This window comes from Pseudomonas sp. GD04091 (assembly GCF_029836165.1).
Taxonomy (GTDB): domain Bacteria; phylum Pseudomonadota; class Gammaproteobacteria; order Pseudomonadales; family Pseudomonadaceae; genus Aquipseudomonas.
The window spans coordinates 121246-144973 of the sequence record NZ_JAOEBG010000008.1 but is presented as its reverse complement, the minus strand read 5'-3'; the positions used below and the strand labels follow the sequence as shown (position 1 = coordinate 144973).

The window sequence follows — 23728 nt, the reverse complement described above, 5'->3', positions numbered from 1 at the left end:
CGCCCGGGCAATGGGCGCTTTGCGGTGGAAATGATGCGTTTGTATCAGAGACTGCTGAACAACGGGAAAGTCCCCAGTGCCAGCGCGCCGAACATTATGCACAGGCACACCAGCACTGCCCACTTGAGGGTGAAGCGCTGGTGATCGCCGAACTCGATGCCGGCCAGGGCAACCAGCAGGTAGGTGGAGGGTACCAGCGGGCTGAGCAGGTGTACCGGCTGTCCGACGATCGACGCACGGGCCATTTCCACCGGGGTGACGCCGTAGTGGCTGGCGAACTCCGACAGCACCGGCAGCACGCCGTAGTAGAAGGCGTCGTTGGACATGAAGAAGGTGAACGGCATGCTGACGAGGGCGGTGATCACCGCCATGTAAGGGCCGAACGCCTCCGGGATCACCGCCAGCAGGCTCTTGGACATGGCGTCGACCATCCCGGTGCCCGACAGGATGCCGGTGAAGATGCCCGCGGCGAAGATCAGCCCGCTGACGGCCAGCACGCTGGAGGCGTGGGCGGCGATGCGGTCCTTCTGCTGCTGCAGGCAGGGGTAGTTGACGATCATGGCGATGCTGAAGGCGATCATGAACAGCACCGGCAGCGGCAGCACGCCGGCGATCAGGGCGACCATCAGCGCGGCGGTCAGCGCGCCGTTGAACCAGATCAGCTTCGGTCGGCGGGCTTCAGGGAACTGCGACACGCTGATCTCGCTGTGGTCGATGTCGTCGGTCGGCAGGTGCAGCTCGCCCAGGCGGGCGCGCTCGCGCTTGCCGTACCAGTAGGCGATCGCCAGGATCGCCGCCACGCCGAAGGCCATGGCCGGGATCATTGGCACGAAGATGTCCGACGGGTCCACGTGCAGGGCGCTGGCTGCGCGGGCGGTGGGGCCGCCCCACGGGGTCATGTTCATCACCCCGCCGGCGAGGATGATCAGGCCGGCCATGATCCTCGGGCTCATTCCCAGGCGGCTGTACAGCGGCAGCATGGCGGCGCAGCAGATCATGTAGGTGGTGGCGCCGTCACCGTCGAGGGACACCACCAAGGCCAGCACCGCGGTACCGACCGAGACTTTCAGCGGGTCGCCCTTGACCAGCTTGAGGATCTTGCGCACGGCCGGGTCGAACAGGCCGGAGTCGATCATCAGGGCGAAGTAGAGAATGGCGAACATCAGCATCACGCCGGTGGGGGCGAGCTTGCTGATGCCTTGCAGCATCATCGGGCCGATGTCGCTGTAGAAGCCCCCGAACAGGGCGAACAGAATCGGTACCAGGATCAGGGCGATCAAGGCCGACAGGCGCTTGGTCATGATCAGGTACATGAAGGTGATGACCATGGCGAAGCCGAGGAAGGTCAGCATGGCGGTACTCCAGGCGTGGCGCGGCGAAAGGAAGGACGATTCGGGCGGATCAGCGCGTCAGGCGCTGCGCGAGGAGCGAACGGAGGGGGACTGGGAAACGGCGGGCACAGGAAAACATCAGAATCACCATTGTTGTTGTTGATTGGGCCGGGCGAGGAAAATTCCGGGTGCCCTGGCTGACCGGTCTGCTGCCGGTGGTGGCGCTATCCTATGTGGGCAAGCTTTCAGCCAGCTTTCGCCCTGTGCAAGGCGACGGGAGGTCGTTTCGATGGTGGATGTCGTGGAAGGCGGGTGTCATTGCGGCGCGGTGCGCTATCGCCTGGAGGCCGACCTGGGCGATGTCGCCCATTGCCATTGCTCGATATGCCGGCGGGTCAGCGGCGGTACCCTGGTGACTTGGGTCACCTTGCCTCTCGCCGGTTTCCAGTGGCTGGCGGGTTCGCCGCAACGTTATGTAGCGCCGGATTCCTGCAGCCGGTATTTCTGTGGCAGTTGCGGAGCGCATGTGGCGCTGGTGACTACACACAGCCCGGACACGATCGATGTGACCGTGGCGACGCTGGATCACCCGGAACGGGTGCCGGCCAACCGGCATATCTGGGTACAGAGCCGACTGCCGTGGTTGCAGGTCGACCAGGGGTTGCCGGAGGAGGATGAAGAAAGCCTCTAGGGCAATGTGTTGTCTGTTCTGGCCCTATCGCCGGCAAGCCGGCTCCCACAGGGTGAGCCCAAATCTCTGTGGGAGCCGGCTTGCCGGCGATAGGGGCTGACCTGCCATGCGCTAGGGCAGCTGCAACCCCCCGGCCGCCTTGTGCAGGGCCCGCAGGTGCTCGCCCAGCTGCTTGATGTTGGCCTCCACCGCCTTGATCTCCCTGCCCCGCTCCGGCCCCAGCAGCGCTCGCACCTGCTGGTCCAGCTCGGTGCTCAGGCGCAGCAGCTGTGCCTGGCGCTCGCTGCTCACCTGCTCCAGCTGCTTGCGTTCTTCTGGCTGCGGCAGGCCGTAGCCGCCCGTCCCCAGCAGTTCCGCCGGGCGGCTGAGGAAGCCGCTGTTGGCCAGCATCGCCTGCAGGGTCTCGTTGGCCTTGTCGAAGCTGCCGTCGTTGCGCTGCCGCCCGTTCAGGTAGCGCTGCTTGACCTCGTCCTGAGCCAGCAGCAGCTGACGGCGCAGGCCGGCCTGTTCGAGCAGCAGCAACGCCGCGCTGGTGCGCAGGTCGGCGCGGTCGAACCACTGGCGGCGCTGCTCGGCATCCAGCGCCAGCCAGTCCTCCACGGCGCTCTGGCGAATCGGCAACTGCTTGCGCAGCACCTCGAACATGGCCTGGTAGCGGTCGCGGTAGGAATCGAAGCGATAGCCCAGGCGCAGGGCCTCGCGGGGGTCGTCAAGGACGTGGGTATCGGCCAGCCCCCTGCCTTTGAGCACCTCCAGCAGGCCGTTGGGCATGATGCTGTCCAGGTCGTTCAGACGCGGGTTGCCCGTGCCGCTGCGCAGCAGCTTGAGCGATTCCACCGCGCAGTTGTTGGACAGGAAGTAGTAGTTGCCGTCATAGCTCCAGTGCATCTCGGCGGCCTGGCGCACCAGGTTCTCGATCTCGCCACGGCTGAGCTTGAGCGGCACCGAAGCCAGGCTGCGCAGTTCGGTCTTGGTGTATTCGTCGATCACCTGGCCCAGCGGCAGCACGAACAGCCGAGAGGGATAGGCGCCGGTCAGGCCATCCCAGCTGGACAGTTGCACGTCGTTGACGAAGGCGCGGTACGACAACACCAGGCTCTGGTCGAGGTCCAGGCGACACGCCGGTCCGCGCGGGCGGCCCGGGGCGCAGATCACCAGGCGCAGCATGCTGTGGCCCCAGCGGCTGACCCAGTTCTGGTTGGCTTCGGCCAGCAGGTAATCCACCTCGTAGACCCGCTCCGGATCGATCTCGCCCAGGGGCTGGCGGGCGAAGTCGTTGCCAGCGTTGAGGAACGGCAGGCCCTTGGCGCAGGTGCTCTGCGGCGGCGCCCAGTCGAAATGATCGCGCAGGTACTGGTTCAGCGCGGGACGGCGGCAGCCGTAGCTCGGATCGAGGAGGAAGTACTCCATGTTGACGGCGACGAACTCCTTCGGGCTGCTCAGCTCGTAGCTGTCCGGGCTGCGCACCAGCTGACCGTTGTGCTGCTCGCGCTCACCGCGGCGACCGACATACTGCGGCCAGCCGGCGAGATCCAGCAGGCGCGGATCATCGCTCAAGGTGAAGCGGCGTTCGGCCTGGCCACGGCAGTCCTGTGGCAGCCCGACCTTGCCCAAGGCGCCCTGCTGGCGCTTGCAACGGGCGATCAGCTGACGCTCGGTGGTCGGCCACAGGCGGGCGCGGTCATAGATGTGGGTGAGTTCGTGGAGTACGGTGGCCAGCAGTTCTTCGCGGACCGTGCCATGGGGGCGGTTGGTCTTCTCGCGGACAGCGCTGCCGTCCACCAGCCCCGGCAACAGGCGTCGGTTGAGGTCGAGGCTGGCGACCGGCGAGGCCTGGCCATAGGCATCCTCGGGCATGCGCCCGGTCCAGCTGACCAGAATCTGCCGGTCCAGTTGCTGCCGCAAGCGTGGTGGCAGCTTGGCCATGGCTTCATCCAGCAGGGTCTGGGTGGCTTGCCGTTCGGGCGGGGTCAGGCCATCGGCCTGCAACACCAGTTGCAGGTCGGCCAGGGCGGGCGCGCCGAGCAGCGTCAGGGCGCAGCCCAGCAGCCAGGCACGCACGCGCTTCACAGGGCGAGGATGGCTTCGGCCAGCACCTGGTCGCTGGCGTCACGGGCCTCGGGGACACGGGCGCGCAGGGTGTCGAAGGCGGCTTCGAGCTGGGCGCCACGGATGTCGCCGTTACTGGCGACGAAGCTGGCGGCGTCATCGTGGGCTTCGCGCACCACCTTCGAATCGCGGATCGAGGTGGTGGTGTCCGACGTGAAATCGATCGAGCGGCCGAAAGCGCGGACGATGATGTTGCTGGTGGCCACCAAGGTCTGCGCCTGGGCCAGGTCGGCGAGCAGCAACATGCCGAGGGTGGCGGCGATCAGCGGTTTACGCATGGAGCATCTCCGGGAATGCAAGGGAGTCAGGTGTAGTCATTGGACGAGAATCGCTTCGGCCAGTTCACGGTCGCCGACAGAGTGCCCAGTGCTGGACTGGAGCAACGCGTCGAGCGCTGCCTGCAGGCGCGCACCACGGATCAGGCCATCGCTGGCGACGAATGCGGCGGCATCGTCACGGGCGGCCGCGACCAGCTTGCGGTCGAACGGCGCGGCGGTCACCTGGCTGGTGACATAGCCGGTGATGACCAGGCTCTGGGTCGTGGCGTCCATGGCTTGGGCGCTGCTCATGCAGGCCAGGGCGAACAGTGAAGGCAACAGGTAACGCATGGGCTTCGTGAAGGCAGTGGTCTCGGGCAGCGAAGGCTACCCCGGATGTACCGGCCGGGGCCAGTGAATCCGGGGTAGCAGGCAGAACGTCAGAGGGCGAGGATCGCACGTGCCAGTTGCGCGTCGCTGGCCTGCAATGCCGGCATTTGCTGGCGGATGTGCACGAAGGCGCTTTCCAGCTTGGCACCACGGATCTGGCCTTCGCTGCCCACGAAGCTGGCGGCGTCGTCACGGGCGGCCTGGACGATCTTGTCGTCACGGAACGAGGACGAGACGTCGGAGGTGGCATCGGTGGAGGCGGCTACGGCGCCCACGACGGCATCGGTGGTGACGATGAAGCTGGTGGCATTGGCCACGCCGCTGAGCGAGAGCAGCAAGGCGGCGCCAAACAGGTGAGAACGGGTCATGGTCGGTGGACTCCTGCACAGGGACTGGGGTGGTTCTGGTTGTCGGACGTTTGCTTGGCTCGTCGCGGTACTTTTTCTGCCAGGCGCGTAGGACAAGCGTAACACGTAGACGTTTTAACGCCGGGGCCGGCAAAAGATCACAAAACGTAACTGTACCTATCAATTTTAATTTTAATAAAACTGTTAAGGTCTCAGCCGCAAGCGCTCTATTTCAAGGCTCCAAACAAAGAACCCGCCACAGTTTCCTGTGGCGGGTTCTTGTGAATTCACGGTGCCGGCCTAGGCCGGCGTCCGGCGCTTAGCGCCAGAAAGGCTTGCTCAGCTCTTCGTAGCGCTGCGACTCGCTGATACCGGCGTCGGCCAGCAGGCGGGAGTCCAGGCGGGCCAGCTGACGGCGGCTGGACATGCGACGCTGCCACAGGAGCAGGGTGGACAGGGCGCGCAGAGGCAGGGAAGCATTGGAAACTTGGGCGTTTTCGAAAGCCAGGTCGGAACTGAGGGTACGTTCCATGATGTGTCATCCTTCCGCTTGTGGCGGCATTAGGGAGTGGTTTAACTGGTGCCCATCTTCCTCCCCTCTCGTCCAGAACAGTAGGTACAGTTCAACTGTATTGTGATAGGCCAGTTAACTGTCAAGAGCGACTGTTGTGGCTGATATCGGTGAAACTGTACCGGTCTGCACATATTTGGTGCAGTTTTGCAGCGATGGCCGAGGTATGGGGGTCAGAAAACAACGTGACAGCCAGTACAGTAGTACAGTTTCAGAAATTTTCTAGACTTCAAGGTGTTCGACAGTACAGTTGCAACGCCTATCCACCATCACGCGATCCCCCACACCCTCACCTCAGACCGATACCGCCGCCCCCCGCGCCCGTTCGGCCTTACCCAGCAACCGCTTCATCCGCCACTCGAACCCGAACGTCAGCGCCACCGAGGCACAGGCCAGCCCCAACGCCAGCCCCCACCAGATACCCGGCGCACCGCCTTCGAGGGTGAATGCGAACAGCCAGGCGCTGGGCGCACCCACGACCCAATAGCACACCGCGCCGATGAGGAACGTGGTGCGGGCATCCTTCAACCCCCGTATCGAACCCATGGCGATGGTCTGCACACCATCGAACAGCTCGAACCACGCCGCCACCATCAGCAACTGCACCGCCAACTGGAAGATCGGCGCGAAGGCCGGGTCGTCGCGATCCACCAGCAACGCCACCAGCTCATTGGGCAGCAGCAGGAACAACGCCGCGAACCCCAGCATCAGCACGGCGCCAAAACCCATCCCCACACGCCCGGCACTGCGCGCCGCCAGCAGCTGGCCGGCGCCATAGTACAGACCGACCCGCATGGTCACCGCATACGACAACCCGGTCGGCACCATGAACGCGGTGGAAACGATCTGCAGGGCGATCTGATGCGCCGCAAGCTCCGTGCTGCCAAGCACGCCCATGCACAACGCGGCGAAGGCGAACAGGCCGACCTCGACCATGTAGGTGCCGCCGATCGGCAGCCCCAGCCGCCACAGCTCGCGTAGCGCAGGCAGGGAAGGACGCGACAGGCCCTTGCGCAGCGGGTAGGCGGCATAGGCCTTGTGCCAGCGGATATACAGGGCCAACGCAATGGCCATGCCCAGGGTCACCACGGCGGTGACCAGGCCGATGCCCATCAGCCCGAGCTTGGGCAGGCCGAACATGCCCTCGATCAGCATGTGGTTCAGCAGGTAGTTGAGCACTGTGCCAGCCAGGCTGATGACCATCACCGGGGTCGAACGCCCGAGCGCGCTGGTGAAACCTCGCAGGGCCATGAACGTCATGTAGCCGGGCAAAGCCAGAGGCAGCAGGGTGAGGAACTGCATGGCCGAATCGACGTTCTCCGGCTTCTGACCGAACAGCAGCAATGCGGGCTTGAGGTTCCACAGCACCAGCGCCGCCACCAGCGCCAGCCCCCAGGCCAGCCACAGGCCTGCCTGGGCCAGCCGGGTGGCACCCTCGATGTCGTTGGCGCCCTTGCGAATGGCCACCAGCGTGCCGACCGCGGCAATCACCCCCAGGCAGAAAATCGACACGAACGAGTAGCTGGCCGCGCCCAGGCCACCACCGGCCAGGGCCTGCGGGCTGATGCGGGCCATCATCAGGGTGTCGGTCAGCACCATCAGCATGTGCGCCAGCTGCGAGGCGATCAGCGGCCCGGCCAGGCGCAGCAAAGCCTTGAGTTCGGTGGTGGGCGCGACATGCATGGGGAGGTCCTTCTGGATGATTCGAAAATGCGAGCGGTCGATTCTGAGGCTTCGGTCAGCTTTGCACAAAAGGATAAATGCGATCACTGTCATGAGTTTGACTCATGGATGTATGATCCGAAGCATCTCCCTTGCCCCCGCATGACAGGTGCATATGTCCCGCCAGCTCCCCCCGCTCTATGCGCTGCGCGCATTCGAAGCCGCCGCCCGGCTGAGTTCCTTCACCCGTGCCGGAGAAGAGCTGTCGATCACCCAGAGCGCGGTGAGCCGGCATATCCGCACGCTCGAAGAGCACTTCGCCTGCCGCCTGTTCGTGCGCAACGGCCGCAGCCTGCAACTGACCGAAGCCGCGCGCATGCTGCTGCCCGGCGTGCGGGACGGCTTCGCCGCGCTGGAGCGGGCCTGCGATGCCTTGCGCGGTGAAGATGACATCCTGCGCATGAAGGCGCCCTCGACCCTGACCATGCGCTGGCTGCTGGCGCGGCTGAGCCGTTTCCGCCATCTGCAGCCAGGCAACGAGGTGCAACTGACCAGCGCCTGGATGGATGTCGATCATGTGGACTTCAACCAGGAACCGTTCGACTGCGCGGTGCTGCTCAGCGACGGCACCTTCCCGGCGGACTGGGAGGTGCGCCGGCTGTTCTGCGAGTTGCTGATCCCGGTGGGCGCGCCGGACCTGCTCGAAGGCGCGCCCTGGGATGAGCGGCGCCTGGCCGGCATCGAACTGCTGCACCCCACGCCAGACAAGCGCGACTGGCGCGCCTGGCTGGCGCGCATGGGGTTGACCGACAAGGTCTCGCTCAAGGGCGGACAAGTGTTCGACACCCTGGAACTGGGCATGATCGCGGCGGCGAGGGGTTACGGGATTTCCATGGGCGACCTGCTGATGGTCGCCGAAGATGTGGCGCAACGCCGGTTGAGCCTGCCCTGGCCGACGGCGGTGGCCAGTGGCATGGACTACTACCTGGTGTGGCCGCGCACCCGGCCGGGCGGGGAGCGGTTGCGGCGGTTGAGCGTGTTTCTGCAGGAAGAGGCGGCAGCGATGGATTTGCCAGCGGTGCAGATCCTGTCGGCGCAAGGCTGATGGCCATCGCGGGGCAAGTCCGCTCCCGCGCATGGCCAGTCCCGCGATAAGGCTCTACAGCAAGAAAACGTTTGCGAATGTCCCGGCCCGACACTCAAGTATTCCTCCGCGACGCCGATCAAATTGCACCAGCGTCCCGGAAGAGGACGCGCCCCTCCGACGATATGTAGCGGGCGGTCAGCGTGATCAGGACGATCCCGGCCTCTTGCCAGGAGCCTTGCCATGTCTCAACCGCGTGCCCGTATCGCTTCGCAGCTCGGGATCGCCCTCGCCATCGTGCTGGCGCTGGTGATCACCGGCAGCACCCTGTTCGCCCTGCGTTCGCTGGACGACGCCAACCTCACCACCCGTCAGGCGCACCTGGCCAGCGAGGCGCGACTGCTGGCCGACCAGCTCGACACCTTCCACAGCTCGCTCAAGGAAAACACCCAGCGGCTGAGCGGCCTGTTCGAGCGTCGATTCGCCTCCGGACTCATCCTCCACCCAGGCGAGACCGTCGATGTCGCAGGTGCCGCCACTCCGGCGCTGTACCTGGGCGCCCACTTGCTCAACAACGATTTCCAGCAGGTCGACGAGTTCCGGCAGATGACGGCCGGCGTCGCGACCCTGTTCGTGCGCAGCGGCGACGATTTCGTGCGCATCAGCACCAGCCTGACCAAGCAGGACGGCAGCCGCGCCATCGGCACCCAGCTCGACCGCCAGCACCCGGCCTATCCGAAACTGCTGGCCGGACAGACCTACGTCGGGCGTGCCGTGCTGTTCGACCGCAACTACATGACCCGCTACGTGCCGGTGCGCGATGGTGGCGGCCGGGTGATCGCGGTGTTGTTCGTCGGCTTCGACTATACCGACGCGCAAAACGCCCAGCTGGCCAACCTCAAGCGCTTCCGCATCGGCCAGACCGGCTCGCTGGCGTTGCTCGACGAGCAGGGCAAGTGGCTGGTGCCACCGGCGCAGGTGCGCGATGCAGAGGCGGCCGCCCTGGCGGTCAAGGCGATCAAGCCTGGGGCAGGACAGTTCTGGTCGAGCGCCGGCGAACAGCTGTTCAGTGTCACCGAGACCTTCGCCGAAGGCCCGTGGACCGTCGTGGCGAGCATGCCCGCGGGCGAGATCCGTGAGGTGACCTGGAGCGTCGGCCTGCGCCTGGCCATCGGCAGCCTGCTGGCTATGCTGCTGGCGGTGGCCGCCACGCTCTGGTTGTTGCGGCGCAAGCTGCGCCCCCTCGGCGATCTGGTACGCCAGGCCGAAGCCCTTGGCGCTGGCGACCTCAATGCACGCCTGAACGTCACCAGCCAGGACGAGATAGGCCAACTGGCCCGCAGCTTCAACCAGATGGGTGAAGCCCTGGCGACCATGGTCGAGCATATCCGCGGTGCCTCCGAGCAGGTGAGTGGCCGTGCCCGCTCGCTGTCGGGCCTGTCATCCGGCGCCTGCGAGGGCATGGACCAGCAATCCGGCGAGATCACCAGCATGGCCGGCGCGGTGGAGGAGTTCAGCGCCACCTCGATGAACATCGCCGACAACATGGCCGGCACCGAACGCATGGCGCGCGACAACGCCCAGCAGACCCGCATTGGCCGCGCCGCGATGGACGAAGCCTCGGCCTCCCTGCGGCAGATCGCCGACGCCTTGGGCGGCACCGCGACCGTGATGGACACCTTGGGCGCCCGCTCGCAGGAAATCGGCGGGATTGTCGGGGTGATCACCGCGATTGCCGAGCAGACCAACCTGCTGGCGCTGAATGCCGCCATCGAGGCGGCCCGGGCCGGCGAGCAGGGCCGTGGCTTCGCCGTGGTCGCCGACGAGGTCCGTGGCCTGGCCGCGCGCACCCGCCAGGCCACCGACGAGATCTCCGGGATGATCGCCAGCATCCAGCAGCAGACCGGGCATGCCATTCACACCCTCGAGCAGGGCAACCAGTTGATGCGCGAAGGCCTGGCGCGCAACGACAAGGTGGCCGAGGCACTGGCACGCATCGACGAACAGAGCCGCACGGCGGGTGAGCGGTTCGCCGTGATCAGCACGGCGACGCAGGAGCAGAGCAGCACGGCGACGGTGCTCAGCCGCAACCTGCAGAGCATCGCCCAGGCCAACAGCGAGCAGCGCGATGTGGCCAACGAGCTGGCCACGACGGCTCGGGACCTGGAAGGATTGGCGGGGCAGCTGCGCCAGGAAGTGGATCGGTTCCGGGTCCAGCGATAATGCACCGGGCCTGCCCCGCGGCCCGTTCTCCAGCAAGACCGGAAAACGGGTCGCGGGGCAGGCCCGCTTCAAACGCTCAACCCTGCCACTTGCCGCCTTCGACGATCACGCTCTCGGGCTTGGTGTCATCGCTGAGCTCCTTGCGCACGTACTGGTCGTACAGCTTGAGCAGGAACTTCTCCTCGCCCAGCTTGGCCAGCTCGGCATTCACCCAGTCGCGCAGCTCGGTGTTGCCCTTCTTCACCGCCGGGGCGATCGGTGCTTCGTCACCCAGCAGGTCCGGCAGCACACGGTAGCCCGGGTTCTGCTTGGCCCAGCTGAACAGGATCAGGTTGTCCTGGGCATAGGCGTCGCCACGGCCATTGGCCAGGGCCGCCAGCGACTCGGTGTTCTTCTCGAACTTGAGCAGCTTCCAGTCCGGATGGGTCTTGGTCAGCCAGATATCGGCGGTGGTGCCGGTGGTGACGATGATGGTCTTGTCGGCCAGGTCATCGAGCTTCTGCACGGGGCTTGCGTCGGCGACGATGGCCTGCACCGCCACGCGCAGGTTGGGGTTGGTGAAGTCCACCGCTTCCTTGCGCTCCGGGGTGACGGTCATGTTGGCGAGGATCAGGTCGACCTTGTCGCTCTGCAGGAACGGGATGCGGCTGGCGGGTTCGACGGCGACGAACTCGACCTTGTTCTCGTCGCCCAGCAGGTCCTTGGCGAAGCGCCGGCCGATGTCGGTGTCGAAGCCCACGTAGCGGCCGCTTTCATCGACGAAACCGAACGGCGGCTTGTCGGTGAACACGCCGACGATCAGCTTGTCGCGGGCCTTGATGGTTTCCAGATAGCTGGTGGCCGGCGACGCGGCGGCTGGCTTGGCCGGGTCTTCGGACTTGTTGCAGCCGGCCAGCAGGGCCAGGCCAAGCAACGGAGCGAGCAGTTTGGCGAACGGGGCAGTCTTCATGACAGTTCCTTGTGCAGTGTCTTGGGCAGGCTTTCGACGAAAGAGAATTTCTCCAGGAACTGCTGCGCGCGTGCGGTCCGCGGTTGTGTGAAGAAGCGCTCGGGGTGGTTCTGTTCAAGGATCCTGCCGGCCTCCATGAACACGATGCGGTCGGCCACCGCGCGGGCGAAGGCCATCTCGTGGGTGACGATGAGCAGGGTCATGCCGTCGCGGGCCAGGCCCTGGATCACCTGCAGCACCTCCTTGACCATCTCCGGGTCGAGGGCGGCGGTGACCTCGTCGAACAGCATCACCTGAGGGTTCATGCACAGCGAGCGGACAATGGCGATGCGCTGCTGCTGGCCACCGGAGAGCTGGCGTGCGAACGCGTCGCGCTTGTCCAGCAGCCCTACCCGGGCCAGCAACGCCTCGGCCTGGGCCGTGGCTTCGCGACGCTCGCGCTTCTGCACCTTCAGCGGGCCGAGCAGCAGATTGTCGATCACGCTCATGTGGCCGAACAGGTGGTAGCTCTGGAACACCATGCCGACCCGCTGGCGCACCTGGCGCCAGTCGGTGCCGGGCGCCAGCAGCTCCTGGCCATCGAGGCGCAGGCTGCCGCCCTGGGCCTCTTCCAGGCCGTTGAGGCAGCGCAGCAAGGTGCTCTTGCCGCAGCCGCTGGGGCCGAGGATCACCACCACCTCGCCGGCCCGGACCTCGAGGTCGATGTCGGCGAGCACCTGGTGCTGGCCGAAGAACTTGTTGAAACCTTGGAATTCGATCAATGGGTTCATGCGTGGGCCCAACGCCGCTCCAGCACACGGGACGCGGCCGACAGCGGGTAGCAGACGAGAAAGAAGAACAGGAACAGCGCGCCATAGATCAGCACCGACTCGTAGGTGCGCTCGATGATCTGCTGGCCGGCCTTGATCACCTCGACCACGCCGATCAGCACCGCCAGCGAGCTGGTCTTGACGATGCGCGTGTAGATGTTGATGGTCGGCGGCGTCATGCGCTTGAGCGCCTGGGGCAGCAGCACGTAGCCATACAACTGCCAGCCGCCCAGGCCGATCGACAACCCCGCCTCGCGCTGCCCGCGTGGCAGCGACTGCAAGGCGCCACGCACCACCTCGCCGACCTCGCTGGCGCCCCACAGGCCCAGCACCAGCACCGCGCACCAGAAGCTGGGAATGCTCAGGCCGAAGAAGATCGGTAATCCGAAGAACACCAGGTACAGCCACACCAGCACCGGAATCGCCCGGAACAGCTCCAGGTACACCTGCAGCAGGATGTTCAGCGCCCGGTTGCCGAGGGTCGCCAGCACGCCATAGAGCACGCCGCCCAGGGTGGCGAAGAGGATGCCCAGCGCCGAGATCGCCAAGGTCTGCCCGGCACCGGCGGCGAGCTGCGGCAGCGACACCAGCAGCAGCTCAATGCCCGAACTGGCCATGTTGCAGCCTCCGTTCCAGGTAGCGCAGCAGCAGCGACAGCGGCAGGAAGATCAGCACGCAAAGCAATGTCAGGACCGTGAGCATTTCGTAGGTCTTGTAGTACAGGGCGATGTAGTTCTTGGTGGTGTAGAGGATCTCCGGCACCGCCACCGCCGAGACCACGGTGGTTTCCTTGAGCAGGAAGACGAAGTTGGCGAACAGCGCCGGCAGGCTGAGGATGCCGGCCTGGGGCAGGATCACGTGGCGCAGCAGCTGGCCTTCGGAGAGGCCGATGGAACGCCCGGACTCCAGCTGCGCCCGTGGTACTGCCTCGACGCCTGCGCGCAACACTTCGGTGAGGTAGGCGCCGCCCATGAAGGTCATGGTGATGATCGCGGCAGCGAAACCGGACACCTTGACGCCCAGGCTCGGCAGGGCGAAGTAGACGAAGAACAGCTGGATCAGCAACGGCGTGTTGCGCGCCAGTTCCACATAGCCCTGGACCAGGCGCCACAGGTAGGGGGTGCGATACACCAGGATCGTCGCGTTGACCAGCGCCACCAGCAACGACGTGGCGATGGCGAGCAACCCGACCTGCAGGGTGACCCCGACGGCCTTGAAGAAGGTCGGCAGCGTGCTGAGCAGGAAAGCGGTGTCGAAGCTCATGGCAGAGGCCTCGGCACAGTGTCGCGAAGGTACGGCATGGGAGGGTTCCAGGGTCGGCTCGAGGGTCGCTCGGCGTCGTTTCACAGGTAATGGCGCTGTGCCGGTAAGCACGATGATCAGACTGTAAAGGTATAAAAATATTTCTCTAAATACCCAGATTGCATATCGATATCACGCTCCGCCTTGCTCGGAAATTTCCTATACCGCACGCGGGATCTTTCTGAGGAAATCCCCCTCCAAGGAGTTTCAAACTGTGACTTGCAATGGCCTATCAACCAACAAGGACGACAACGATGAACAGCCCCTGCTTGCCTGCTTCGAACGAACAGCTGTTGTGGCTTCTGGCGCTGCGCCGGGCGCTGGCCAATCAGCGCTGACCCACGCATTCGCCGGCTCGCTGCGCCGAGCGCATGACCTGAGCACAAACAAAAACGCCGACGCATGATGCGTCGGCGTCTTGCGTATCCGGTCGCCTATCAGAACGCCGGCAGTACCGCGCCCTGGTACTTCTTCTCGATGAACGCCTTGACCTGCGGGCTGGTCAGCGCCTTGGCCAGCTTCTGGATGGCCTCGCTGTCCTTGTTGTCCGGACGCGCCACCAGGAAGTTCACGTACGGCGAGTCGCTGCCCTCGATCACCAGGGCATCCTTGGCCGGGTTCAGGCCGGCTTCCAGGGCGTAGTTGGTGTTGATCATGTCCAGGTCGACCTGATCCAGCACGCGCGGCAGCATGGCCGACTCCAGCTCGCGGAACTTGAGCTTCTTCGGGTTCTCGGCGATGTCCTTCGGCGTGGCCAGGGCGTTCTTCGGATCCTTCAGGGTGATCAGGCCGGCCTTCTGCAGCAGAAGCAGGGCGCGGCCGCTGTTGCTGCCCTCGTTGGGGATGGCGACGGTGGCGCCTTCCTTCAGCTCGGCCAGGCTCTTGACCTTCTTCGAGTAGCCACCGAACGGTTCGACATGCACGCCGATCACGGTTTCCAGGTGGGTGCCCTTGCCTTCGTTGAAGTTCTTCAGGTACGGCAGGGTCTGGAAGTAGTTGGCGTCCAGGCGCTTCTGGTCGACCTGCACGTTGGGCTGCACGTAATCGGTGAAGACCTTGATCTGCAGGTCCACCCCTTCCTTGGCCAGGGTCGGCTTGATCAGTTCGAGAATTTCGGCGTGCGGTACGGGCGTGGCGGCCACCACCAGTTTCTCGGCGGCGTTGGCCAGGCCGGCGAACGACAGGGCGGCGGCCAGGGCGGTGGTCAGCAGGGTCTTTTTCATGGTGATCCTTGTTCTGGAGCTGGGCCATCGCAGATGGCGAGTCGGGTGCCCATCCGTTCGGGTGGGCGTGAACGGACGATACCGAGATTTTTTATTCCGTAACAATATCTTTTGATTAGCTTCTTATTCCAAAAACAAATGGCCATCATGGCCTTTGCTTATGAGTGGCTGCGTGCCCCTCTACGACGCGGATTTGCCCAGTTGTCCCAAGGCCGCGCTCAGCAGTTGACGCAGTTCAGCCAAGGTATCCGGCTCCCGGCTGCCGCCCAGTTGCGCGAGTTGGCGAGCCAGGCTGGCCAGGGGGGCGGTATCCGGAAGATCGAGATGTGCGGGGAGGATTTCCTCGCCGTCGCTGACCAGCAGGGCGAAATGGATGACGTTCTCCAGCTCACGTGTGTTGCCCGGCCAGGCATGTGCCTCCAGCGCCTGCTGGGCAGCCTCGCTGATGAGAGGAACCGGCCGATCCAGGCGCACGCTGTAGATACCGACGAAGTATTCGGCCAACGGCAGGATATCGCCGATCCGGTCGCGCAGCGCCGGCAGTTCGAGCTCGCCCTCGTGCAGGTAGTGATAGAGCCGCTCGTTGAAGCGCCCGGCGCGCACCGCCTGGGCCAGATCGATACTGGATGCGGCGACCAGTCGCACATCGACCGCCTGCGGCTGCGTGGCACCGACCCGGGTCACCTCGCGATTTTCCAGGGCGGCCAGCAGCTTGCCCTGGATCGCCAAGGGCAGGTCGGCGATCTCGTCGAGGTACAGCGTGCCGCCGTTGGCCGAGCCGAACCAGCCGGCCCGACTGCTGGCGGTACCGCCCTGGGTACCGGCGCTGTAACCGAACAGCTCGGCGTCGGCGTAGGTCGGACTGATCGCCGCGCAGTTCACCGAGACGAACAGCCCGGCACGATCACTGGCGCGGTGGATCTGCCGCGCCAGCAGCTCCTTGCCGGTTCCCGTCTCGCCACGAATCAGCACCGGCAGGGGTTGCGGCGCCAGGCGCTCGAGGTCCTGGCGCAACGCCTGGGAGCGGGGGTCGACGAACACCAGCGCCTTGGCGCGGATGCTCAGCGGGCTCTTGTCCAGTTCGGGAAAGGTCAGCAGTGGCTGGCCGAAAGGGGTGTGGAAGGTCATGGAATACTCCCGCCCCGATCGCACGCGGCCGGGGATTCAGCGTGTTCGATGGAAAACCGGTATCAGGCGCGACGCAAGGCGCGCTGATCGACACGGGCTTGCAGGCGGTACAGGTAGGCGAAGCCCTGTTCCCAACGCTCGTGACCGGACTTGACGTTGATGTGCCCGGCGCTGGCCAGCAGCCCCGCCTCGGCGCCCCAGGCCCGGGCCAGGTACAACGCGCGCGGGACGCTCACGGCCGGGTCGTTGTCGGAGCTGACTACCTGGCTGGGGAACGGCAACGTCTGTAACGGGATCGGTGCAAAGTTGCGCAGGGCCGGCGCGCAGCTTGGGCGCTCGACATCCGCCGGCGCCACCAAAAGCGCGCCGCGTACCCGGCGCAGCAGGCTCGGGCTGGCCTGGGCGGCCCAGTGGGCGACGGTGACGCAGCCCAGGCTGTGGGCGATGAGAATCACCGGCGAGCGCTCGGCGGCAATCGCCTGTTCCAGCGCCTGGACCCAGTCGCGCCGTTGCGGGGTCAGCCAGTCGTGCTGCTCGACCCGAGCGCTGTTGGGCAGGCTGCGCTGCCAGTGACTCTGCCAATGGTTGTCTGGCGATCCTTGCCAGCCCGGCACAATCAGGTAACGAATCGACTCATTGCGCATGGGGACGCCTCCGAAAGTTTGCGTGCTTGGGGCAAGTATAGGGAGGGGGTTATATTCGTAAAGGAATAAGAAGCTATTTATTAATAACCATAATAGAAAAACCATTCGATGTATGCCGGCCTGCGCCTACCCCTGTAGGAGCGGCCTTGTGTCGCGAAAGGGCCGCAAAGCGGCCCCGGCGATCTGTGCATAAACGCTGAAATCCTGGGGCCGCTACGCAGCCCTTTCGCGACACAAGGCCGCTCCTACAACAATCGCGAAAGACTTCAAGTCCGCGTCCCAATAAAAAAAGGGCCATCCCCTGCCAAGGAAAATGGCCCTGAAGCACTTGCCTGAAGAGGGTATCGCCGGTCAGCGCGCGGTGATCACCGCCAGTTTGCTGATCCCGGCACGCTCGATCGCCGCCATCGCGCGGGCGACCTCGCCATAGTTCACACCATCGTCGGCCTGCAGCTGCACACGCAGCTCGGCGTCCTTGTCCTTGGCAGCCTTGAGGTTGGTCTCCAGCAGGTCAGGCTGGATCTCGTCCTTGTTGATGAACAGTTTGCCGCTGCCATCGATGCTCACCACCAGCGGGTCCTTCTGCTCCACCGGGGCCACGGCCTCGGTCTTTGGCAGGTTGATGGGGATGGCATTGGTCAGTAGGGGCGCGGTGACGATGAACACCACCAACAGCACCAGCATGACGTCCACCAAAGGCGTGACGTTGATTTCACTCAACACTTCATCGCTGTCCTGGGTCGAGAAGGCCATGTCAGGAGGCCTCCTTCACCGGCTGGGTGAAACCGCTCTGCTGCCTGTGCGTCGCCGGGTGCACCAGCACGCGGAAGGCGCTCTTCTGCGCCAGGCTGTAGAAGTCGTGGGCGAAGTCGTCCAGATCGGCGGCGGTGAGCTTGAGGCGACGCAGGAAGTAGTTGTAGACCAGCACCGCCGGCACCGCGACGGCGATCCCCACCCCCGTGGCCACCAGCGCCGCGCCGATCGGCCCGGCCACGGTCTCCAGGCTCGCCGAGCCCGCCGCGCTGATGCCCTTGAGCGCCTCCATGATGCCCCACACGGTGCCGAACAGGCCGATGAAGGGCGAGGTGCTGCCGATACTGGCGACCACCGCCAGGCCGGTTTCCAGCGAACGGCGCTCGCGCACGATCTGCTGGCGCAGGGCGCGTTCCAGGCGGTCCTGGTGGTTGATGGCGTGGCTCAGGTCATTGGCCTGCCCCGGATCACCCACGGCGATGGCGGCAAACCCGGCCTGCGCCACGCGGGCGGCGGGGCCAGGCAGATCGTGGCTCGGCTCGGCGGCCGAGTCGAGGCTGGACGCGGCCCAGAACTGCTGGTGGAAGCGCTTGTCCTGATTCTTCAGGCGCACGAACTGCACGACCTTGACCAGGGCCAGGGCCCAGGTGGCGACAGAGAAGCCTACCAGCAGCCAGATGACCGCGCTTTCAACGGATTCGAGGGGAGATGCCAACAAGCTCATGATGAAGTCCTTCCTGTGTGCGGTCGCAAGTTAACGAAGCTTGAAATCGATCGGTACGCTGACCCAGCCCACCTGGGCCACGTCGCCCTGCTTGGCCGGAACGAAGCTCCAGCGCTTCACCGCCGCGAGCGCGGCGGCGTCCAGGGCATCGCGGCCACTGCTCTTCTGGATCTGGATCTGCCCGGGCTTGCCGCTGGGCAGCACTTCCACGCGCAGCAGCACGGTGCCTTCCCAACCACGACGCTGGGCCATCTGTGGGTACTCCGGCGCCGGGTTCTTCAGGTACGCGGCATTGGCCGAGGCCGGAGTGACCGGGGCAGGTGGCGCGGGCGCCGGGGGCGGCGGCGCCGGAGCGGCCACCGGGGCCGGTGGTGGTGCCTCGACCGGTTTTGGCTGCGGCTTGGCCACGGGCTTGGGCGCAGGCTTGGGTTTCGGTACCGGCTTCGGCGCGGGTTTGGCGGCCAGTTCGTCGACCACGGGAGGGGGCGGCGGAGGGGGCTCGACCACTGGCGCCGGAGGTGGCGGCTCGACCACAGGCGGCGCCGGCGCGGCGAACTCGATGGTCATGGGCGGAATCTTCGGCGGGATGACCGGCAGTTCCGGTGTCGGCTGATGACTGACCCAGTACGCGGCAACGCCATGCAGCACCAGCACCAGCAGGCCCAGCGCCAGCTTGTCGCGACGCTTGAGGCCGCTGACCGGGGTGCGCTGCAGGCGCAACTGGCCAAGCGGCAGGCGCAGCGTGCGTCCGAGCTCGACCAGGTCACCCGTTGCCGGGCGCCATGGCTGGTCGTAGGCCCTGACGGCCGTCTGGACATTGCCCATTGCTAAAACTCCTGGGGTTCTCGATTCAGGTGTGTGGCTGAATCATCGGGGCCAGGCGCTTAGCTCATAAAGTAATATTTAAAATTAAAGTTATAGCTTTTGGGAATAATTATTTTGAGGGATTGCCGCTAAGCCACGGTTTTCATGGGGTGTGGCGATAGAGCGTTTGCCCGATGCTTTGCGGGCATATGAAATATTCGCGCAAGGCATCAGATTGTCGCGAGGACTGCGCCCTCGATCGCGACGCAAGGCCGCTCTCACAGGGGGATTGCACCCCCTGCCCATGTGTCGCGAAAGGGCTGCACAGCAGCCCCGGCAATCTTGCAGGAAAGAAAAAACCCGGGAGCATGCCCGGGTTTTTCATCACAGCGCCAGCTCAGATATCCGCCACCTTCTGCCACACCTTCGGCCTGAAGAACAATGTCTCCCCGCGCGCCAGCCCCGTCAGGCTGTCATGATCCTTGACCACCTCGGCCTCGATCAGCTCACTCTGCCCTTCCACCTTGAGGGTGACTCGGGTGGTCGCACCCAGCGGACGGATGTCGCGCACCTCGGCGGCATGGTGGCCTTCGGTCTCATGGCGTGACAGCGACACCTCGTGCGGGCGGAACAACACGTGGTGCCCTTCACTCAGGGCCAGGCGGTTGGAGTCGCCGAGGAAGTGATAGACGAAGTCGTTGGCCGGCTTCTCGTACACCTCGCCAGGCGAGCCGATCTGCTCGATCACGCCCTTGTTCATCACCACGATGCGGTCGGCGACTTCCATCGCTTCTTCCTGATCGTGGGTGACGAACACCGAGGTCAGGTTGATGTCCTCGTGCAGCCGCGCCAGCCAGCGACGCAGCTCCTTGCGCACCTTGGCATCCAGCGCCCCGAACGGCTCGTCGAGCAACAGCACCTTGGGCTCCACCGCCAGTGCGCGGGCCAGGGCGATACGCTGGCGCTGGCCGCCGGACAGTTGCTCGGGGTAGCGGTCTGAGAGCCAGTCGAGCTGGACCATGTTCAGCAGCTCATGGACCTTCTCGGCGATCCTGCTCTCGCTCGGGCGCTCGCCCTTGGGCTTCATGCGCAGGCCGAAGGCGACGTTGTCGAACACGCTCATGTGGCGGAACAGCGCATAGTGCTGGAACACGAAGCCGACGTTGCGATCGCGCACGTCGTGGCCGGACACGTCCTCGCCGTGGAACACGATGCTGCCGTCGTCCGGTGTCTCCAGGCCGGCGATGATCCGCAGCAGGGTGGTCTTGCCGCAGCCGGACGGGCCGAGCAGGGCCACCAGCTCGCCGCTGTGGATATCCAGGTTGATGTTGTCCAGGGCCTGGAAGCTGTTGAAGCGCTTGCTGACGTTACGAACTTCGATCGACATGAATCATTCCTCCGCCGCGCCGTGGCGCAGTCGGTTAATACGGTTCTCGCTCCACTGCTTGAGCAGCAGGATGAAGAGCGCCAGGATCAGCAGCAGGCTGGCCACGCTGAAGGCCGCGACATGGTTGTACTCGTTGTAGAGGATCTCCACGTGCAGCGGCAAGGTGTTGGTGACGCCGCGGATATGGCCCGAGACCACCGACACCGCGCCGAACTCGCCCATGGCCCGGGCGGTGCACAGCACCACGCCGTAGATCAGGCCCCACTTGATGTTCGGCAAGGTCACGTGCCAGAACATCTGCCAGCCGTTGGCGCCCAGCAGGCGCGCGGCCTCCTCTTCCTGGGTGCCCTGCTCCTGCATCAGCGGGACCAGCTCGCGGGCGACGAAGGGCACGGTGACGAAGATGGTCGCCAGGACGATCCCCGGCAAGGCGAAGACGATCTGGATGTCGTGGTCCTGCAGCCATGGGCCCAGGAGCCCCTGGGCGCCGAACATCAGCACGTAGACCAGGCCGGCGATCACCGGCGACACCGAGAACGGCAAATCGATCAAGGTCACCAGCACGCTCTTGCCACGGAAGGTGTACTTGCTCACGCACCAGGCGGCGCACACACCGAACACCAGGTTCAGCGGCACCGAGATGACCACCGCCAGCAGTGTGAGCTTGAGCGCGGACAGCGCGTCAGGCTCGAAGATCGCTTCGAAGAAGGTCCCGAAACCGTTCTTCAGCGCCTGCGACACCACGATCACCAGCGGCAGGGCCAGGAACAGCGCGAAGACGATCCAGGCCAGGGTGATCAGCACCCGGCGCGAGGTGGCGCTGCCGCGTCGGGCGGCGTTGGCGGCGGCGGTTGCGCCAAGGGAAGACGTCGACATTACCGGGCCTCCTTCAAGGGGTTTCGATGCGCCGCTGCAGCAAGTTGATCAGCAGCAGCAGGATGAAGGAAACCACCAGCATCAGCACGCCGATGGCGGTGGCGCCGGTGTAGTCGTACTGGTCGAGCTTGACCATGATCAGCAGCGGCAGGATCTCGGTCTTCATCGGCATGTTGCCGGCGATGAAGATCACCGAACCGTACTCGCCCACGCCCCGGGCGAAGGCCAGGGCGAAACCGGTCAGCCAGGCCGGCAGCAGTGCCGGCACCAGCACATGGCGGAATACCTGCAATGGTTTCGCGCCCAGGCAGGCGGCGGCCTCCTCCACCTCACGCGGGATATCGGCCAGCACCGGCTGCACCGTGCGCACCACGAACGGCAGGGTGACGAAGGTCAGTGCCAGGGTGATGCCCAACGGGGTGTAGGCGATCTTGAAGCCCAGCTCGGTGGCGAACTGACCGACCCAGCCAGCCGGCGCGTACAGGGCGGTCAGGGCGATGCCGGCAACGGCGGTGGGCAGGGCGAAGGGCAGGTCGATCATCGCTTCGATGATCTTGCGCCCAGGGAAGGTGTAGCGCACCAGCACCCAGGCCAGCAGGGTGCCGATCACACCGTTGATGAGGGCGGCGAACAGGGCGGTGCCGAAACTCAGTTTCAGCGCGGCCAGCACACGGGGTGCGCTGATGATGGCCCAGAACTGCTCCCAGGTGAGCTGCGCGGCATGCACGAACATGGCGGCCAGCGGTATCAGCACGATCAGGCTGAGGTACACCAAGGTGTAGCCCAGCGTCAGCCCGAAGCCGGGTATGACGGGGGAAATGCGACGTGACATAAAGGTCCCTGGTTGAACGCACTTGGCCCAGCGGTTATGCCGGGCCGGTGCAAGCTTTTGAATCCTGGGGCCGCTTTGCGGCCCTTTCGCGACGCAAGGCCGCTCCCACAGGAAATCGCGGTTCCTTGTGGGAGCGGCCTTGCGTCGCGAAAGGGCTGCAAGGCAGCCCTCGCTCTTCCATTACCGCTTACTGTGCCTGGTAGATCTGGTCGAACACACCGCCGTCGTTGAAGAACTTCGGCTGCGCAGTCTTCCACCCACCGAAGTCCTTGTCGATGGTCACCAGGTCCAGTTTCGGGAACTGCTTGCCGAATTCGGCGGCGACCTTCGCGTCACGCGGACGGTAGAAGTTCTCCGCGGCGATCTTCTGGCCGGCCGAGCTGTACAGGTGCTTGAGGTATTCCTCGGCGATCTGCTCGTTGCCCTTCTTCTCGGCGTTCTTGTCGACCACGGCCACCGGCGGTTCGGCGAGGATCGACAGCGAAGGCACGACGATCTCGAACTTGTCGCTGCCGCCGTCTTCCTTCAGCGCCAGGAAGGCCTCGTTCTCCCAGGCCAACAACACGTCGCCCTGGCCGTTGTTGACGAAGGTGATGGTCGAGCCACGGGCGCCGGTATCGAGCACCGGCACATGCTTGAACAGCTCCTGCACGTATTCCTTGGCCTTCTCTTCGCTGCCACCGGTCTTCAGGCCGTAGGCCCAGGCGGCGAGGAAGTTCCAGCGGGCACCGCCAGAGGTCTTCGGGTTGGGGGTGATGACCGAGACGTCCTTCTTGATCAGGTCGCCCCAGTCCTTGATGCCTTTCGGGTTGCCCTTGCGCACCAGGAACACGATGGTCGAGGTGTACGGCGTGCTGGCGTCCGGCAGGCGCTTCTGCCAGTCCGCGGGAAGGGTCTTGCCAAGCTTGGCGATCTCGTCGATGTCGCCGGCCAGGGCCAGGGTCACCACGTCGGCGCGCAGGCCGTCGATGACCGCGCGGCCCTGCTTGCCCGAACCGCCGTGGGACTGCTGGATCTTCACCTTGTCGCCCGGATGGGCGGCTTGCCAGTGCTTGATGAACTCGGCGTTGTACTGCTGGTACAGCTCGCGGGTCGGGTCATAGGACACGTTCAGCAGTTCGTAGTCCTTGGCGATCGCGGAACCGGCAAAAACGGCACTGGCCAGGGCGGCAAGCGCATAACGGCGGATGGACATGGTGAAGCTCCCGATTGGCATTTTTCTAGTTTTGACGTGATGCGGTATCAGCCGGACTTGTTGCCGGGCTGCTGCAGGCGGAACTTCTCCTTGCGTTCGATCTGCACCACCTGGGCGTTGTGCACGGTGATCTCCACCGCGCCGAAACGCAGGTCGCGCAAGGCGCTCTGGATTTCACGCAGAATGGTGGCTTCGTCCTGACCGTCGATGCTGCGCAGAGATGCACTCATGCTCGTTCTCCTGTGGATAAGGGTGCCGGGCAGAGATTCGAAGGGGATTTGCGCCTGGCGTGAGGGCAATACTAGTGAGGCGCGGATATTCTTAAAAATACTGTTTAAGAATGTTTATATAACCAACTTCAGGTCGATAACCTGTAGGAGCGGCCTTGTGTCGCGAAAGGGCTGCGCAGCAGCCCCAAGATCTCTGCATCATGCAAG

The 23728-nt window shown here is 64.9% G+C and carries 25 protein-coding genes; 3 read left to right on the top strand and 22 right to left on the bottom strand.

The genetic code is table 11. From position 1 onward, the window contains the following. Positions 1 to 44: 44 nt before the first annotated feature. On the bottom strand, positions 45 to 1352 hold the full coding sequence (locus tag N7422_RS12785) for a CitMHS family transporter (protein ID WP_279806880.1): 1308 nt from the start codon (positions 1350 to 1352) through the stop codon (positions 45 to 47). Between the two features lie 268 nt (positions 1353 to 1620). On the opposite strand from N7422_RS12785, the gene N7422_RS12780 reads away from it, so the two are divergent. Beyond that, positions 1621 to 2022, top strand: coding sequence for a GFA family protein (locus N7422_RS12780; protein ID WP_279806879.1), 402 nt, complete (start codon positions 1621 to 1623; stop codon positions 2020 to 2022). Between the two features lie 111 nt (positions 2023 to 2133). On the opposite strand, the gene N7422_RS12775 is transcribed toward N7422_RS12780, so the two are convergent. The 6 genes from N7422_RS12775 to N7422_RS12750 all read right to left on the bottom strand — a co-directional run bounded on the left by N7422_RS12775 (position 2134) and on the right by N7422_RS12750 (position 7379). Next, positions 2134 to 4092 carry a DUF4105 domain-containing protein gene (locus tag N7422_RS12775; protein WP_279806878.1) on the bottom strand — a complete coding sequence of 653 codons (1959 nt, stop codon included), beginning with the start codon at positions 4090 to 4092 and terminating at the stop codon, positions 2134 to 2136. Next, the gene (locus N7422_RS12770) at positions 4089 to 4409 is read right to left on the bottom strand and encodes a DUF2388 domain-containing protein (protein ID WP_277502357.1); all 321 of its coding nucleotides are present in this window, start codon (positions 4407 to 4409) and stop codon (positions 4089 to 4091) included. Before N7422_RS12770 ends, N7422_RS12775 begins: the two co-directional genes overlap by 4 nt. Before the next feature lie 36 nt (positions 4410 to 4445). Further along, positions 4446 to 4739 (bottom strand): DUF2388 domain-containing protein, encoded by a 294-nt coding sequence (locus tag N7422_RS12765; RefSeq protein WP_279806877.1) that lies wholly within the window; start codon positions 4737 to 4739, stop codon positions 4446 to 4448. A gap of 89 nt (positions 4740 to 4828) precedes the next feature. After that, positions 4829 to 5146, bottom strand: a complete 318-nt coding sequence (locus tag N7422_RS12760; RefSeq protein ID WP_279806876.1) for a DUF2388 domain-containing protein — start codon at positions 5144 to 5146, stop codon at positions 4829 to 4831. 298 nt (positions 5147 to 5444) lie between these two features. Beyond that, positions 5445 to 5657 carry a DUF1127 domain-containing protein gene (locus tag N7422_RS12755; RefSeq protein ID WP_279806875.1) on the bottom strand — a complete coding sequence of 71 codons (213 nt, stop codon included), beginning with the start codon at positions 5655 to 5657 and terminating at the stop codon, positions 5445 to 5447. A 333-nt stretch (positions 5658 to 5990) separates the two neighbouring features. Further along, entirely contained in the window at positions 5991 to 7379 is a 1389-nt protein-coding gene (locus tag N7422_RS12750; protein WP_279806874.1) for a NorM family multidrug efflux MATE transporter, read from the bottom strand. A 154-nt stretch (positions 7380 to 7533) separates the two neighbouring features. Between N7422_RS12750 and N7422_RS12745 the strand changes: the two genes are divergently transcribed. Continuing rightward, on the top strand, positions 7534 to 8463 hold the full coding sequence (locus N7422_RS12745; RefSeq protein ID WP_279806873.1) for a LysR substrate-binding domain-containing protein: 930 nt from the start codon (positions 7534 to 7536) through the stop codon (positions 8461 to 8463). Between the two features lie 222 nt (positions 8464 to 8685). Further along, positions 8686 to 10665 carry a methyl-accepting chemotaxis protein gene (locus N7422_RS12740; RefSeq protein ID WP_279806872.1) on the top strand — a complete coding sequence of 660 codons (1980 nt, stop codon included), beginning with the start codon at positions 8686 to 8688 and terminating at the stop codon, positions 10663 to 10665. A 76-nt stretch (positions 10666 to 10741) separates the two neighbouring features. On the opposite strand, the gene N7422_RS12735 is transcribed toward N7422_RS12740, so the two are convergent. The 15 genes from N7422_RS12735 to oscA all read right to left on the bottom strand — a co-directional run bounded on the left by N7422_RS12735 (position 10742) and on the right by oscA (position 23521). Beyond that, positions 10742 to 11614, bottom strand: a complete 873-nt coding sequence (locus tag N7422_RS12735) for a transporter substrate-binding domain-containing protein (protein ID WP_279806871.1) — start codon at positions 11612 to 11614, stop codon at positions 10742 to 10744. Next, positions 11611 to 12384, bottom strand: coding sequence for an amino acid ABC transporter ATP-binding protein (locus N7422_RS12730; RefSeq protein ID WP_279806870.1), 774 nt, complete (start codon positions 12382 to 12384; stop codon positions 11611 to 11613). Before N7422_RS12730 ends, N7422_RS12735 begins: the two co-directional genes overlap by 4 nt. Continuing rightward, on the bottom strand, positions 12381 to 13040 hold the full coding sequence (locus tag N7422_RS12725; RefSeq protein WP_279806869.1) for an amino acid ABC transporter permease: 660 nt from the start codon (positions 13038 to 13040) through the stop codon (positions 12381 to 12383). The genes N7422_RS12730 and N7422_RS12725 overlap by 4 nt, the downstream gene beginning before the upstream one ends. Continuing rightward, positions 13021 to 13686: an amino acid ABC transporter permease gene (locus tag N7422_RS12720; RefSeq protein WP_279806868.1), complete on the bottom strand. Its 666-nt coding sequence runs from the start codon at positions 13684 to 13686 to the stop codon at positions 13021 to 13023. Before N7422_RS12720 ends, N7422_RS12725 begins: the two co-directional genes overlap by 20 nt. A 476-nt stretch (positions 13687 to 14162) precedes the next feature. Beyond that, complete coding sequence (locus N7422_RS12715; protein WP_279806867.1) at positions 14163 to 14948, bottom strand: MetQ/NlpA family ABC transporter substrate-binding protein; 786 nt, start codon at positions 14946 to 14948, stop codon at positions 14163 to 14165. Positions 14949 to 15128: 180 nt separating this feature from the next. After that, positions 15129 to 16076 carry a sigma 54-interacting transcriptional regulator gene (locus tag N7422_RS12710; RefSeq protein WP_279806866.1) on the bottom strand — a complete coding sequence of 316 codons (948 nt, stop codon included), beginning with the start codon at positions 16074 to 16076 and terminating at the stop codon, positions 15129 to 15131. Positions 16077 to 16138: 62 nt separating this feature from the next. After that, on the bottom strand, positions 16139 to 16720 hold the full coding sequence (locus N7422_RS12705) for an alpha/beta hydrolase (RefSeq protein ID WP_347815266.1): 582 nt from the start codon (positions 16718 to 16720) through the stop codon (positions 16139 to 16141). A 351-nt stretch (positions 16721 to 17071) separates the two neighbouring features. Next, positions 17072 to 17473 carry a biopolymer transporter ExbD gene (locus N7422_RS12700; RefSeq protein ID WP_028688526.1) on the bottom strand — a complete coding sequence of 134 codons (402 nt, stop codon included), beginning with the start codon at positions 17471 to 17473 and terminating at the stop codon, positions 17072 to 17074. 1 nt (position 17474) lies between these two features. Beyond that, positions 17475 to 18197 (bottom strand): MotA/TolQ/ExbB proton channel family protein, encoded by a 723-nt coding sequence (locus N7422_RS12695; RefSeq protein WP_279806864.1) that lies wholly within the window; start codon positions 18195 to 18197, stop codon positions 17475 to 17477. 30 nt (positions 18198 to 18227) lie between these two features. Further along, a complete protein-coding gene (locus N7422_RS12690) occupies positions 18228 to 19022 on the bottom strand; it encodes an energy transducer TonB (protein ID WP_279806863.1) in 795 nt (264 codons plus the stop codon). Positions 19023 to 19398: 376 nt separating this feature from the next. After that, positions 19399 to 20388, bottom strand: a complete 990-nt coding sequence (locus N7422_RS12685) for a sulfate ABC transporter ATP-binding protein (RefSeq protein ID WP_279806862.1) — start codon at positions 20386 to 20388, stop codon at positions 19399 to 19401. Between the two features lie 3 nt (positions 20389 to 20391). Further along, entirely contained in the window at positions 20392 to 21264 is an 873-nt protein-coding gene (cysW, locus tag N7422_RS12680) for a sulfate ABC transporter permease subunit CysW (protein WP_279806861.1), read from the bottom strand. A 13-nt stretch (positions 21265 to 21277) separates the two neighbouring features. Next, entirely contained in the window at positions 21278 to 22096 is an 819-nt protein-coding gene (gene cysT / locus N7422_RS12675; RefSeq protein WP_279806860.1) for a sulfate ABC transporter permease subunit CysT, read from the bottom strand. A 187-nt stretch (positions 22097 to 22283) separates the two neighbouring features. Next, positions 22284 to 23291: a sulfate ABC transporter substrate-binding protein gene (locus N7422_RS12670; RefSeq protein WP_279806859.1), complete on the bottom strand. Its 1008-nt coding sequence runs from the start codon at positions 23289 to 23291 to the stop codon at positions 22284 to 22286. A gap of 47 nt (positions 23292 to 23338) precedes the next feature. Next, entirely contained in the window at positions 23339 to 23521 is a 183-nt protein-coding gene (oscA, locus tag N7422_RS12665; protein ID WP_016489716.1) for a sulfur starvation response protein OscA, read from the bottom strand. Positions 23522 to 23728: the final 207 nt, after the last annotated feature.